The 14,629-nt window shown below is 59.6% G+C and carries 6 protein-coding genes; all 6 read right to left on the reverse strand.

The genetic code is table 11. The annotated features are described in order from the left end of the window. Positions 1-402: 402 nt before the first annotated feature. The 6 genes from LGH74_RS15530 to LGH74_RS15555 all read right to left on the reverse strand — a co-directional run bounded on the left by LGH74_RS15530 (position 403) and on the right by LGH74_RS15555 (position 14,560). Complete coding sequence (locus tag LGH74_RS15530) at positions 403-1,572, reverse strand: P63C domain-containing protein (RefSeq protein WP_226177045.1); 1,170 nt, start codon at positions 1,570-1,572, stop codon at positions 403-405. Beyond that, positions 1,565-2,485, reverse strand: a complete 921-nt coding sequence (locus LGH74_RS15535; protein ID WP_226177046.1) for an IS1595 family transposase — start codon at positions 2,483-2,485, stop codon at positions 1,565-1,567. The genes LGH74_RS15530 and LGH74_RS15535 overlap by 8 nt, the downstream gene beginning before the upstream one ends. A gap of 394 nt (positions 2,486-2,879) precedes the next feature. Then, positions 2,880-9,812, reverse strand: coding sequence for a proprotein convertase P-domain-containing protein (locus LGH74_RS15540; protein WP_226177047.1), 6,933 nt, complete (start codon positions 9,810-9,812; stop codon positions 2,880-2,882). Between the two features lie 426 nt (positions 9,813-10,238). After that, on the reverse strand, positions 10,239-11,300 hold the full coding sequence (locus tag LGH74_RS15545) for a hypothetical protein (protein WP_226177048.1): 1,062 nt from the start codon (positions 11,298-11,300) through the stop codon (positions 10,239-10,241). A 129-nt stretch (positions 11,301-11,429) separates the two neighbouring features. Further along, the gene (locus LGH74_RS15550; RefSeq protein WP_226177050.1) at positions 11,430-12,806 is read right to left on the reverse strand and encodes a LutB/LldF family L-lactate oxidation iron-sulfur protein; all 1,377 of its coding nucleotides are present in this window, start codon (positions 12,804-12,806) and stop codon (positions 11,430-11,432) included. Positions 12,807-12,913: 107 nt separating this feature from the next. After that, a complete protein-coding gene (locus tag LGH74_RS15555; protein WP_226177052.1) occupies positions 12,914-14,560 on the reverse strand; it encodes a M28 family peptidase in 1,647 nt (548 codons plus the stop codon). Positions 14,561-14,629: the final 69 nt, after the last annotated feature.

The following is a 14,629-nucleotide window of genomic DNA, read 5'->3' on the forward strand; positions in this document are numbered from 1 at the left end:
GCTAAAAACCCCTGAACTTGTTCACAAAACACCGGATGTAGACCATCCGGTGTTTTGTTTTAGGTATCTAGTTAAGTCATATGACCTTTCACACTGCACTAATGACGAAGCAACAGCATTAGTAAAGCAGTTAGCTGCTCTTAGCCAAATGACCTGGGAGCAAATCCGTCTAATCCACCGGCATGGGATGGGGGCAGAAAAGATAGAACGAACTTCGATCAAGTCACCAGCACCTGGTTGGGCGACTGCTGACATTGATTTCTTCTTAGCTTTTCGTTTCTTGGGTAAGGCCCCCTTTGTTGGGCACAGACGAGGCCAAGTTTTTCATATCCTTTGGGTTGACAGGGGTTTTACCCTCTACAAGCACTGAATAGAAACGGCCCCTCGCTTGAGGGGCCGTTTCTATTTCTTCTTATGCTTCTTGGGCTTAGGTGATGGTTCTTCATCCTCGAATAGGGTTTTGTTCTCCTTCCTTGGTGGTGGGACACTTAGCAGGGCTTTCAATTGGTCATCAAACTTAGGCTCCTGAATTACAACTGGCTTTGCTTTCGGCAATTCTTTGGTGAGCACTAGTTCTAACTGTCCAGCGCGGCGCTGTACCAGCTTATTGAAGCGGGCAATAAACTCGGCCCACGTATCGGACACTTGCATAAGCGCCCATATCGAGTTGATTTGAGCGTGCAATCCAGGAACACCTATGTCGCTGGTAAGACTTTGAAAGAAGCGAGCCACATAGTTTCCTGCGGCGCTCTTAGGCGTCTTCTCCTTCAACTCGGCCAGCACCCCCTTGGGAAGTTGGTTGTATATAAGCTCATTCGTCCACTTGCCGATAATCGGCGGACGCTTCTTAATCTCCCCCACTGTGAAGTCCCAGCCGTTGAGGCGGAAGATTTCTTGGTAGAACCCATCGGGGAATGTCTTAGCCCACGGGCGCAATTCCTCAGCTACATAGAGTTGGAGAATCTTTTGCAGTTCGTCACGCTCCCGCTCATATTGGTAGCCGGTTGCCTCGTCAATCAAGGCAATGATACCGATGTTGGACAGGCCGAGAAGCAGAATCTCGCTAGCCCGTGCAAGTGGCTCCTGCTGGCGGGTTAGGATAGGCTTGCGCGTATCAGGGTCAAGGGTACTGCGAGCATCCAAGTAGACTTTGCAGAGCTTGGGGAGAATCATGGCATTATAGCCCCGCTTCTCATTGCCGCCCATATCGAGATAATCAATCGGAACAAGCAACTCTCGAAGTTGGTAATCGACAAATGCTTGAAGGTTTCGGGCGTTCAAGAAGGCTGGCATTGTGTGCACCCTGCTATCATCTTTCTGTGCACCTCGTTTAGTTCTGCCAAAAGCCTCAAAAACAGCGCTGTACGTTATTATTCGACTGCCATCTTCAAGAACAGCACAACTCAAATCCATCTCTCCGATGGTGAATTTGCCTTCGTAGGTTGCGCGTAACTTCTTGTCTTTTAAAGCCTTAGATAAAGACTGTGCTTCCGGTTCTGCCTTTTCAACTATAATGGGGGTAGTTATAGGCTGTGCACCCTCTTCTGAGCGCTTAGATGGCTTTTTACTCATGGCTAATCAGGGTATTATAGGTAAGACGTCCGGCGATATTGCCCAAAATCAGGTTGAAGCGGTCTGCGGTGTGAAAGCGGCGGGTGTTGTAGCGAAGCGTAAACTCGTTTACGTAGGCTTGTAGGTGCTCGAAGCTAACCCAATGGTAGATGCCCTCGATGCCGCGTTTGAAGTGGCTCCAAAAGCACTCTATGCTGTTCGTGTGGGCCAGACCGTCCACGTACTGCTTGGCGCTGTGGCGTACAATCTGGTGCTCGTAGACTTTGGCAACGCCACGGTAAGAAGCGTACTCGTCTGTCATTACTACCGTGCCCTCAGCTACAGTGCTTTCCACGAACGACTGAACGATACCCGTCTTGGTATCTTCTACCACGGCGGCTACGATGTTGCCGTTGCGCTCAATAGCGCCCATGATTGGCTTCTTCGTCTTGGTGCTGCGGCCCTGGGTGCCGGGAGTCTTGCGGCTCTCGTGCTTGTTGCCCTCAACGCCGCCGTAGTAGGTTTCATCTACTTCCACGGTGCCCGAAAGCGTAGCCTTGAAGTTGGGATGCTCGAAAGCATAGCGCAGGCGGTGCAGCAGGAACCACGCGCTTTTCTGCGTCACGTCAATATCACGGGCCAACTGGTGCGACGAGATACCCTTCTTGTGCGACGAGAAGATATAGAGGGCCATAAACCACTTTTGCAGCGGAATCTTGGTGTCCTCGAAGATAGTGCCGACCTTGACGTTGAAGTACTTGCCGGTGTTTTTGCACTTGTAGCGGTGCCCAGCGCACTTGTACACCCGCGAAGTAGGGTCGAACGGGGAAACGGGCGTACCGTTCCAGCGCAGCGCCTCAAGATGCAGCAAGCAAGCCTCATCCGTTGGGAAGGCTTTTACGAGGTCGAGCAGGCTTTTGAAGTGGGGGAGCATAGCGCCAGTGGTTATCTGGTGTAAATATACGCTCATTTTTCAGAAACGCTATACTTTGAGTGGAAATTTACACCAAATTTTACAACAGGCATTATGGCATTCATGCACAACGGCAAGGAGTTATCCCCTTGTATCGTATCCAAGACCCGTCACGCGCTAGGCTTAAAGCCTGAAAAGCCCACAAACAAAAAGTACTGCCCACTACCCTATTGGGAGCAAGCAGTACAAGCAGTTGGTGATCGAAACAATCTGAAACAGCCGAGGATAGACGCAGCAAAGGCACTTTACGCCGAATACATCACAAAATAACTGGTGTACACACGTATATCATTGCCATAAAAAAAGCCCCGCCGGATAACCGGCGGGGCTTTTCATTGCTGAAAACGCAGTGGACTTATTCGCGCACCAGCTTCAGGGTTTGCAGTCCGGTATCGGGGCTGCTCAAGCGCAGCCAGTACATACCGGCCGGCAGCGCCGACAAATCAACCGGCAGCGTGCTCACGCCGCCCGCCGACTTCTCGGGATGCAGTGTGGTGGCGCGTACTACCTGGCCCAGGCTGTTGAACAACGTGAGCTGGGTAGCTTTGGTGTAGCCGCGCAGCTCCAGAGTCACGTTGCCGTCCTGCGACGGGTTGGGGTAGAGCAGCGAGCTAACCCCAGCCAGGCTGGTAGTGCCCGAAGCCGTTACCACAACGGTCAACGTGTTGGACGGGGCTGATGCGCAGCCGCCGGTACCGGTCGTAACGACGGTGTAAGAACCGTTCTGGGCACTCGACAGCAGCAGGTAGGTCTGGCCCGTAGCGCCGGGAATCAGCACACCGTTGCGGTAGAACTGGTTGCCGGTAGCCGCGCTGGAGTTCAGCTGCACCGCACCGTTAGGCAGCCCGGTGAGGGTCAGCGTTGGCGTGGCCGGCGTCGGGTTTACTGTTACGGTAGTGGCCGCCGAGGTAGCCGAGCAGCCGCCCGCGTTGGTAACGGTCACCGAGTAGCTGCCGCTGGCCGTAGCCGTGTAGGTAGCCGAAGTAGCACCCGTAATGGCGGTGCCGTTGAGCAGGAACTGATACGTGCTGCCCGTTGCCGTTGGTACCGACAGCACTACCGCGCCGCCCTGACAGAACGTGGTGGCGCCGCCAGCCGTCAGCGTCGCCACTGGGGCCGCCGTGATGGTGACGGTAGCTGCGGCCGTAGCTGAGGCACACCCGCCGGAAGCAGCAATGGTATTCGTAATGGTATAGGTGCCGGCCGTACTCGACGAGAGCGTGATAACGCCAGTCGTGGCATTAATAGTGAGGCCGGTAGCCGGTGAAACCGTGAAGCTGCCCGCGCTGCTGCCGCTACCGAAGGCCGGAGCCACAGTGGCCGAGCTGCCCGCGCAATACGTGGCCGTGGCGTAGGAGAAGGAAGCCGAAGGAGCCGCCGTAATCGTAACCGAAGCCGTGCTCGAAGAAGGGCAGGAGCCGCCTACGCTGTAAGTCACCACGTAGGTGCCGGTCGAAGAAGAAGCCAAGTTGATAGCACCCGTGGCGGCATCCAGGCTCAGGCCCGCAGTCGAGCTGAACGTGCCGCCCGCCGTGCCGGTAATAGTCGGCGTGGGGTTGATGCCGCTCAGGCAGAATGTGCCACCGGAGTAGCTGAACGTGGCCGTAGTGGCCGGGTTGATGGTCAGCGTGGTGCTGGCCGTAGCGGCCGAGCAGGCGGCCGGACCGGTCGTGGTCAGCGTCAGCACCACCGAGCCGGCGGTGATGTCGGCGGCCGAAGGCGTGTACACGGCATTCAGCGTAGTGGCATTAGGCGAGAACGTGCCCGTGCCGCTGCTGGTATAGGTGCCGCCCGTAGCCGAGCCGCCCACCGTACCAGCCAGCTGGTAGGTAGTGCCCGCGCACACCTGCGCCGTAGCCGCCGTCAGGCTGGCCGTGGGCAGGGCCGTCACGTTCACCGACTGCGTAGCGCTGGTCGAGCAGCCAGCTGGGGTTACCGTGGTTACCACGTAGGCATTGCTGCCAGTCGGGGCGCCGGTTACCGTGAAGGTGCTGGTGCCGCCGCTTACCACCGGGGCCGAAACTGTACCCGGGCCGGTGATGGTAGTCGATGGAATAGCCGGGTCGGCAATGGTCAGGCTCCAGTTCAGCAGCGTGCCGGTGTCGCCGGTGGCGTCGTCATACACATACAGCTTCCAGTCGCCGTTGATGGCCACACCGTTTAGGGCCGTAGCTGGCAGCGTGTACGTGCCGCTGCCGGTGCCGCTGTTTAAGGTAGGAGCAGTGGCAATGGCACCTTCGGGAGCGTACGTGCCCGTGAAAGGCGCCGTGCCGGTCGTAATAGCGCCCGTAGTGCCGGTAGCCAGCACCGTGTTGGTGTAGTTGGCACCAGCCGCCCCGTTGTCGGTCGACAGTTCCAAGGTGCCCGCGTCGCCGGGGCCTACCAGATAGATATCCAGGTCACCGTCGTAGGTGTGGGTAATGTTGAGGGTAACGCGCACGGTGCTGGCGGCCGAAATGGTAGCCGTAGCTGGCGCACCGCTCAGGGTAATAGTCGATGAAGCGCCGGTCAGCGCGTTGTCGGGAATGGCCAGGGCCGGTGCCTGCGTACCGCGGATGGAACCGGCGGCACTGTTGCTGGCTACGGCAATGGTAAAGGGCGCATCCACGCAGGCTGCGGCCGGAGCCGTGATGCTCTGGGTAGGTGTGGCGTTAACCACGGTGCGGGTTACGGCGGCCAGCACATCGTTGCTGGTGTTGCCGTCACCCTGCACGGTGGCCGTAATTACAAAGGAGTAAGCGCCTACCGTCGTCATATCTACCGTGCCGGTCAGGGCTACGGTTTGGGTGGCGCCGCTGGCCAGCGTACCGGTCGTGATGGTAGCCGTCAGGGTCTGCACCGTGCCGCCGGGCGGCGTTACGGCCACCGTTACCGTGGCGGGATTCTGAGTGAAGTCGATGGCCGCCGACCCGGCGTTGCGGATGCTGACCGATACTGCTTCTGTAAAGCCGTAGCAGGTAGTAGAAGCTGAAGGCGTAAGCAGGGCCACCGGAACCAGATCCGTAGCAATGGGGGTAAACTCATAGGCCCCGATATCAGGCGGGCTGGTGCGGGTGGTGCCCAGGTAGTCGACACTGATGCCGGCAATGGCTACACCCGCGCCGTTCAGCGCCGTCACCGAAGGCTTGAGCAGGTAAGGCACAGTGGTGGTTTGGGCAAAGCCCGGGTCAGCGCTTACCGAGTTGGCTTCCTGCGTCGTAGCCGTGCGCCAGGCTGCCAGGTCGGCGGCGTCTACGGCGTTCAGGCGGCCGATGCGGGCGGCGCCGGTAGTGCCGGGTACTACGTACAGGTCGTTGTTGTCGAGGGTGCTGCCCGCGTAGGTAGTGGCCTGGGTATAGTGGGCGTACAGCGGCGTGGTAGCCGTGCCGGCTGTGGCCCCGATGATGCTGAAGATGTTGTTGCGCACATCAATGTTAGCAGCAAACGTGGTAACGCTGGGGTTACCGTTGGCAAAGGCGGCCGAACCCGCCGTACCCGACGCCGCGCTCAGTTGGCCGCTCAGATACACCGTGTTGTAGTAGTACTTGTCGCCGTAGCCGCCACCGTTGTTGATGCCTACCGTGTTCCAGGTGCTGCTGGTAGCCGACGAGTTGATGTTGTACACCAGGTTGTTGACTACCGTAACAGCACTGGCATTGGCCGCCGTGTTGAAGGCCACGTTCGAGGTGAAAATACCCCAGGCCTTGGTGGTGCTGGTACCGGTGTAGCTCACGTTGTGCACTGAGTTGCGGCTCAGCGTGGCACCTTTCGAATCGGCCAGGAAGATGCCGTAGACGTTGCTGGTAGAATTGCCGTTGCTGACGTTCTGCACTTCATTGCCTTCAATGAGGATGTTCTGCTGGTACACTGCCCGGATACCTTCCAGGCCGAACCCATTGCCGGCGCCCTGGCCCAGCTGGTTGTTGCTTACCACGTTGCTCTGGTCGGCGGCCGTAGCCGAGGGGCCAAACATGAACAGGCCGTAGTAGCCCTTCTGGATTTGGTTGTTGGTAATGGTGTTATTCGAGTTGGCGGCCGGTGTGCTGGTGGTGGGCGAAGCCACGCCTACGCCGCCGCCACCCACGAACACCACAAACTGGGGCGTGCCCGTAGCCGCGCTGCCGCGAATAATCGTGTTCTTCACCGTGTTAAACGTGGCGCCGTCGCCGGCGGCAGCGGCGGCCAGCCACACTACGGCATTGCCGGCACCGGTGGTAGCGGTGTTTTCAATGGTCAGGTTCTGGGTGGTGCCGCTGGCGGTGTTAGCGCCATCAATGGTTACGTAGTCAGCGCCGTTGAGCTTCAGAATAGCACCGGCCGCCAGGCTACCCGTAATGGTAGTCGTTACGCCCGGGTTGGGCTTAATGGTCAGCGTGTTGGTGGCGCTGGCCTCGGGGTTCTGGCTTAGCACCAGCGGGAAAGTTTCGCCCGTGGTAGCCGAATACGTGGCATCGAGCAGCAGGAATGTTACCGCACCGCCCAGGCCACTGTTGTTGTAGGCCGCTACGGCCGCCGTCAGCGTGGGGTAGGTGCGGGCAGCATCGGGCGACGTGCCCGTACCCACGTAATACACGCCAGCCAGTATGCCCTGAATGGTGTAGGAAGCCGGCGTGGCCGGGGCCGTGCTGCCGGGAGGCGTGGCGCCCGAGCCGCCCACGGGGCTGGTCGATACGTTGCCCGCGTTGTCCTGCGCCGCTACGTAGTACTGAATAACGTCGCCAGCGGCCACGCCGCCTAGAGCGGCGTAGTCGAGCGTGAAGGTATAGGCCGAGCCGCTAATGCTGGTAGCCACTGCCGAAACGTAAGTGGCACTGGTGCTTTTGCGGTAGTAGAGGCGAGGAGCATCGGTGCCGGTGGCCACGCCGCTGGGGTCGGTGATGGTAACGACGAGGGTGCGGTTGGCGGTGCTGCTGGAGCTGGCCAAAGCGGTGTAGCCAATGGCCGGGCCGCTCAGATCCTGGGGCGTGAAGGTCCCCTCATCGGCGCCGATGTCGGGCGTGGTACCGCGGGTCTGACCGTCGAAGTCGGTGGTGATGCCCGTAACCGCTACGCCGCCGCTTTCTACCTGGGTAGCCGTAGCCGGGTTGATGTGCAGGAAGGTGGCGTCAGCGCCAGTGGTGCTGCTGAACGGCACGTTTTCCGTCACGGCCGCCTGGTCGCGGGTGGCAATGTAGGCTTTGTAGTCGGCCAGGGTTTGCTTGGCATTCGCCAGGGTAGTAGTGCCTTCCGCGTAAATCAGCTGCGTGGCCGATGGAGTGCCGGCGTAGTAGAGGTTGTTGTTGGAAGTAGCCACAAACGAGGTGCCCGGGGCCGCCAAGTAGCGCAGGGCTACCGTAGCGCCGCCCGTAGCACCGGCCGTGGAGGTATTCACCACGATATTGTTGCGCAAATCAACTGCTGGCGTGAGCGAGGATACATAGATGCCGGACGTGCCAAACGTGGTGGCCGAGGTGCTGGCGGCATTCAGATAGATGGTATTGAAGTACAGATTGGCGGTAGTGCCGCCGCTTATCTGCACCCCATTGACGGCCGCGGTACCCGTGGCGGCCGGTGCGCTCAGGCTGCCAATCAGGTTGTTGGCTACCGTATTAGTAATGCCCGAGCTCAGTTGCATGCCCGTAACGTTGCCGGCGGCTCCGTAGGCCGTCAGGCCGTATATTTTGTTTTGGGCAATGGTAACAGTCGTGCCCAAGAACTGCAGCAGGCCGGTTACGGTACCCGAGGCGGTGCCGGTGGCCGTGCCAAGCGTGAGGTTACCGATAGTGTTGCCGCTGATGGCTTTCACCGCCGAGGCTACGGTATTGGTGTACAGTCCTCCCAAAATGTGGGCCGTGCCCGTGCTGCTACCCGCAATGGTGAGGCCCGTAATGATGTTGTTGGTCAGGGTTTCGGCCGTCGGCGAGCCGAAGTTGTAGTAGCCGTACACCGTTACGACGGCCGTACCGCTGGCGGTAAAGGTATTGTTGCTGATGGTGTTGCCGCTGAGCGTGATGGTGCCCGTAGTAGCCTGAATGCCATAGAACGTACCGTTGGCCGCCGTTACCGTGTTGCCGCTGGCAGTGGTGCCCACGGTGTTGTTGGCAATGTTGGCCGTACCCGAGGCACCCGAGCGGTAGATGCCCACCACATTGCTCGTGGTAGCCGCCGAGTTGCCCGTCACCTGGTTGCCCGTAATGGTTGAGGTCAGGGCCGTAGCCGAGCTGGCGTCCTGAATGTAGGACACGGTGCCGGTGGTGGTCAGGGCGCAGTTCTGCACCTTGTTGTTGCTGATGGTCACACTGGTCAGCCCCGACGAGCCGGCCTGGTTGATGCCCCACACGGCCCCGGACGTAGCCGAGGTAAGCGACACAGTGTTGTTGTTGATGAGCAGCGTGCCGGTCATACCAGTAGCTGTGCTCACACCCACCCCGATACCCCGAATGGTGGTGCTGGTATTGCCCGCCGGAATGGTTATCGTGTTGTTCTCGATTTTGAGCCCGTTCTGATACTCCGCCCGGATACCGTACACGTTGGTATTGGCCCCGCCCAGGTTGGTGAGCGTGTTGCCGGCCGTCGTCCCGATTTCGTTGCCCGTGTCGGTGTTAGCCGCCGTAGCGGTGTTGGCCAGCAGATAGATGCCGACAAACGAGGTAATAGTGTTGCCGTTGAGCTTGATGTTGCTGTTGGCACCGGCCGCGCTGGTGGCGGTAATGGCCGTGGCACTGGCCGCCGTAGCCGTCGAGCCAAAAATGCCAATTGTGCTAGTGTTGGCTTTGTTGAGGGTAATGGTAGCGTTGCGGATGCTCACGTTCTGGCAGCCATCCGTGGCCGAGGCCCGGAACAGCGCGTAACCGTATTCCATCTGCGTGGTAGCCGTGGTATTGGTAGTATTTTCGGCTACGTCAATACCGTCAAACGTGACGTAGTCGGCCCCCGAAAGGCCGATAATGGCATCAAGGGTAGTGGTAGTACCCACGCCCGCCGTAAGTACGGGGTTGGTGCCTGCCCCCGATTTCTGGAAGACGATGGGGTTGGCCGAAGTGCCGGTGGCCGTGAGCAGCAGCGCGGCCGTCGGCGTTTCGGTGTAGCCTGCCGCCACGTTGATGGTAACGCCGCCGGCTGGTACGCCGTTGGTGTTCAGGTCGGTGAAGGCAGCCTGCACGCTGGCGTAGTCGCCGGGCAGGGTTTTGATGGTTTGGGCCGAGGCCAGCTGACTACTCAGCATGGTCAGCAGCAGAGTGCCCAAGCCCAGCAGCCGCGGCAAGGCGCGGCGCTCCGGGCCCAGAGGTTCTACAGCACGCTGTAGCCCCAGGAGTAAAGGTTGTTGCATAGAAAAAAGTATGAATGGAAAAAAGAAACGGCAGAACCCGGACCGGTGCGGGCCAAAGCGGAAGCTTGGCCACTACGCGGCATCGGGCAAACAGCAGGCTAGCCTGCCGGGTACTAACTATTAAGGGATACGCGGGTGGGTAGGCTGGCCGGGTTGGCCCAGGGGCGGAGTAAGCAGTATACGCCGTTGGCATACACCGTAGTAAGAAGGCAGGAGTAGCGTGATTTTTGGCCAGGGCTACGCCTGCATGCCTTGGAAATATCTTGAAATAACGGATTTATAATATTGAGTACAACTAATTTTATCAGAACGTAAGCTGAACTGGTGTAAGACTGTTTTTAAGCAGTTAAATTCGAAAAATACTTACTATAGTCCTTTTCTACGAGCCTGATTTTCGGGCCGCTTGGGCGAGGGCGAAGCCCCGGCTCAGTGGTTGCCGCCAATGGCTTTCAACTCGGGCGCCATCGTGAGCCTGGCCAGAAACTGCACGGCTTCCCGGTAGCGGGGGCGCAATTCCTGGTATTTCTGCCAGGCTTCTTCCCGGTTTTCACACAACGGTACCCGGGCTTCCTGCAGCTGCTCGTAGGTCCGGTAAAAGTCGCGCCGGGTGGCGTCTTCTATCGGGTCTTCGTCGGTAATGGCTGCCGAGGGCTCCGCTTGGGCGCGGTCCTGGAAGTAGCGCGACACCCGGTTGATGGCCACGCAGCCAGCCTTGAAGCACAGCTCCATCTGCGGGTCGCGCTTCTGGTCTACGGCGCTAATGATGACGGCGGCGGCATCCAGAATCAGGTCGGCGGCCGTTACCCAGGAGCGGCCCGGCTGCGGCGAGCGGAAAAACGACAAAATGGGCAGGGAGGTATGGGTTTCCTCGATTTCTACAAACCACTCTTCCCAAGCCTGCCACTGCGGTCCGTCGTCGGTGAGGTCACCGGTGCGGTTCAGCCACAAGATCAGCTCGGTGGCGGTGCGGTTGGTGCCGCAGCGCAGCTCCAGACGGGCCACCACCAACTCACGCCGCGTGAAGGCCTGGTACATGGTGGGCAGGTAGGAAATGAGCAGCGTAATGAGCAGCAGCCCGAAAGTAGCCTCAGAATAGGTGCCCATGCTGATAAGTACGCCCGAGGCTTCTACCGAGCCCAGCGTGAGCAGGGAGGACGAGCTGAGCAGGTAGCTTTTCGTCAGGCTGCCTTCGCCCAGCGCCCAGTAGATGCCGGTGTAACCAATGGAGAGCAGCATAAGCCACACGATAGGCAGCATGACCAGGGCCACCGGCGCAAAAAGCGCCATAACCCGGTCGCGCGCCGCATAGGTTTGGTAGCGCGCGGCCAGAAAGCTGAACAGGTGCCGAATGACCATAAACACCCAGTTGTTGATCAGCACCGACTCGTTGCGGGGCAGCACAAACGACCGGATAGCCGATAAAATAGTAGCAAGCACCACAAACGTGCCGGCCAGCAAGGCCGCGCTCCGCAACAGAAAATCGAGCATAGATAATACGCAACCGCGTGGCCCCGTGCCCGCTGCGTCTTTCTACTACTACTGGCCGGAATAGTTGGACTTGGCGCGTAGTGCGTTGGCGCTACGTGACAAACTTGTGGAAGCTTTCGGCCTCTCTAGCTATTTCCGCGCTTTCCAGAGCTGCTTAAACGACTTGGGCGCAATCTGTAGCCCCTCGCGGCGCTTGTTCCAGCCGGTTTCCCCCAGCAGGCGGCTTAGTACCCAGTTTTTGCCGCTGGTGGGGGCCATGTCCCAGAGCCAGCGGTGCTTCATCCCGTGCAGCCACAGCGTAATGGCCCGCTGCTCTTCCTTGTCGGAATAGCCAGCTTCCACGCTCTGCTGGCGGTTTTTGAGCAGAATATTGTGAATGTTGATCTTCACCGGACACACCGACGAGCAGGCCCCGCACAAGGAGGAAGCAAAGCTCAGGTGCTTATTTTCCTGCAAACCCGACAAGTGGGGCGTAATAACCGAGCCTATTGGACCGGAATAGGTGGCTTCGTAGGTGTGGCCGCCGATGTTCTTGTACACCGGGCACACGTTCAGGCAGGCTCCGCAGCGGATGCAGTGCAGGGCCTCGCGCTTGTCGGGCTGGGCCAGCAGGTTGGTGCGGCCGTTGTCGAGCAGCACTACGTACATCTCGTCGGGTCCGTCTTTTTCCAGCGGCTGGCGCGGCCCGGTATAAATGGTATTGTAGACCGTGACCTGCTGCCCCGTGCCACTGGTGCTGAGCAAGGGCCAGAACAAATCCAGGTCGTGGACGCTTGGAATCACCTTTTCGATGCCCACAATGGCAATGTGCGTCTTGGGAAAAGTGGCCGAGAGGCGGGCATTGCCTTCGTTTTCGGTTACGGCAATGCCACCGATGTCGGCCAACAGGAAGTTGCCGCCCGTCACGCCTACCTCAGCTGTGGTATACTTGCTGCGCAGCAGATGCCGGGCCGTAAGCACCAGCTTCTGCGCGTCGTCGGTGGGCTCGATTTTGAGGTGCTTCACGAAGATGTCGGCAATGTCCTTCTTGCTCAGGTGCATAGCCGGCGTCACGATGTGGTAGGGCCGCTCGCCGTTGAGCTGCACGATAAACTCGCCCAAGTCGGTTTCCACCGAGTCGATGCCGTTTTTGCCGAGGTACTTGTTCAAATGGATTTCCTCGGTGGTCATGCTCTTGGCCTTCACCACCGTGCGGGCGTGCTTGCGCTGCATGATTTTGCCGATTTCACTCAGCGCCTCTTCCGCGTTCTGGGCCCAGATAACCTTGCCGCCGCGCTTAGTAAAGTTCTTTTCCCACTCCAGCAAATACTGATCGAGGTTATTGATGGCCTTGGCCTTGAGGTAGGAAGCCCGCTCCCGCGCCAGCTCGTGGTCCTGGTACCAGCCCAGGCCGGTTTGCACGGCCGCGTTGTACTTGCCAATGTTGAAGCGAATCTTACGACGGTGTTCCAGGTCGAAGGCTTTGCGGTCGGAATCGGTCTGGAACTGAGCGGCTTTCGTGGTCATAGCAGTAGGGTGTGGGGCGCGGGTTGTAAACAAATATAAAGCGTGGCGGCCAGCGAAGCGCACATTACTTCCCCAACTGCCCCGCCCGGACGGTTGTTCCGGCAAAATCAGGGTTTTGGCGCGTCTACGCGGGGGCGCTGCTCCCGATTGGCCAGCTCCCAGGCCGTGAAAAACACCAGCCGGGTGCGCTCGGCCAGCCGGTCAAACTCGATTTTGTCCACGTCGTCGGTGGCTTTGTGGTAATCGGGGTGCAGGCCGCTGGTGTAGAAGATGACTGGAATGCCGTGGCGGGCGAAGTTGTAATGGTCGGAGCGGTAGTAGAGCTGCTCGGGGTCGTTGGGGTCGTTGTACTTGTAGTCGAGGCGCAGGCGGGTGTTCTGGGCGTTGGCGGATTCGCTGAGCGTGTGCAGCTCGGCGCTCAGCCGGTTCGAGCCGATAAGGTAGAGGTAGTCGGGCTTGCCCTGGTGGGCTTTATCGGTGCGGCCCACCATGTCGATGTTCAGGTCGGCCACGGTATGGGCCAGGGGCCGCACCGGGTGGCCGGTATAGTATTCGGAACCCAGCAGGCCTTTTTCCTCACCCGAGTTTAGCAGAAACAGAATACTGCGGCGAGGCCCCTGGCCGGCGGCTTTGGCCGCGCTGAAAGCCCGAGCCAGCGCCAGCACCGCCGACGTGCCCGAGCCATCATCGTCGGCCCCGTTGTAAATCGTGTCGTGTAGCACCCCTACATGGTCGTAGTGGGCCGAAATGACCAGCACTTCATCTTTCTTATCGGTGCCTTCCAGGAAGCCCAGCACGTTGCTGGAGGTCAGCTCTTCGCGCTGGTGGGGCATTTCTACCGTGAAGGCGACGGGCTGAAACCGGGCCGGCGGGCGGCCCAGCTGGTAGCTTTCCTTGTCGTAGCGCCACAGGGCGTCGACGGTGGTGCCCAGCAGGGTTGCGCCCATCGGGCCGTGGGTAATGAGCGTGCTGATGTAGGCCGGTGGAACCTGCCCTTGGTACTGCTTATCGTCGGGTTGCAGTACCGGCGCGGTAAGGCCGTAGGTCGGCTCACTCAGGTAAGGCAGTGTGGGCCGAACCAGCTTGCGGAAGGCCGCCGGCGTGGCATATGTTACTACAGTAAGGCTGCGGGCTCCTTTGTCGCGGGCCAGTGCCGCCTTGCGAAACACCGACGTCCATTCACTTTCCTGCTTGTTGCCCGAAAGCAGGTTCCGCCCCAGGCCGTTGTTTGGCTCGCCCTGCAGCACCAGCACGTCGCGGCCCCGCACATCGGGCTGGCCGGCGTAGTCGTTGTACCGCTCCGTTTCGATGCCGAAGCCCATAAAAACCGGATCAGCGGCGGCGGCCGAAGCCGGTAGCGTTACAGCACCGAAGCTCACAAAGTCCTGGCCGCTTACGAAAGTGGCGGCCCCTACCTGCAGCCGGCCGGCTGCCGCGGGCGTGGTGCCTACCAGCCCAAACGGCTGCTGATACGCATTGCCGGTGCCGTTCATGGGGCCGAGCAGGCCCATTTGCTCAAACTGCCGGCTCAGGTAATCCGCTGCCTTTCGTTGGCCGGCGTGGCCGGTTTCCCGGCCCTCGTAAGCATCGGAAGCCAGCTCGGTGAGGTCCTGGCGCAGCCCGGCGGCCGTAATGGTGGCCGCAAAGCCTGGTGCTGCCGGAGCAGCCGGCTGGGCGGCGGGTCCCCGGTTCTGGGCATTCGTATGAAGCTGGCTGGCGGTGGCAAGCAGAATAACGAGAAAGTGTTTTTTCACACTGACGAAGGATATAGTTACTAAAAAAAGCCGGGCCCGGCCCTGCCAATGGAAGCAGCGCCGGGCCCG

It is taken from the genome of Hymenobacter lucidus (assembly GCF_020447265.1).
Classification (GTDB): Bacteria; Bacteroidota; Bacteroidia; order Cytophagales; family Hymenobacteraceae; genus Hymenobacter; species Hymenobacter lucidus.

What these genes read in the sequence shown, in the direction of transcription:
- LGH74_RS15535 (WP_226177046.1), bottom strand. Translation starts at nt 2,485, where the DNA reads ATGCTCCCCCACTTCAAAAGCCTGCTCGACCTCGTAAAAGCCTTCCCA.
- LGH74_RS15530 (WP_226177045.1), bottom strand. Translation starts at nt 1,572, where the DNA reads ATGAGTAAAAAGCCATCTAAGCGCTCAGAAGAGGGTGCACAGCCTATA.
- LGH74_RS15550 (WP_226177050.1), bottom strand. Translation starts at nt 12,806, where the DNA reads ATGACCACGAAAGCCGCTCAGTTCCAGACCGATTCCGACCGCAAAGCC.
- LGH74_RS15540 (WP_226177047.1), bottom strand. Translation starts at nt 9,812, where the DNA reads ATGCAACAACCTTTACTCCTGGGGCTACAGCGTGCTGTAGAACCTCTG.
- LGH74_RS15545 (WP_226177048.1), bottom strand. Translation starts at nt 11,300, where the DNA reads ATGCTCGATTTTCTGTTGCGGAGCGCGGCCTTGCTGGCCGGCACGTTT.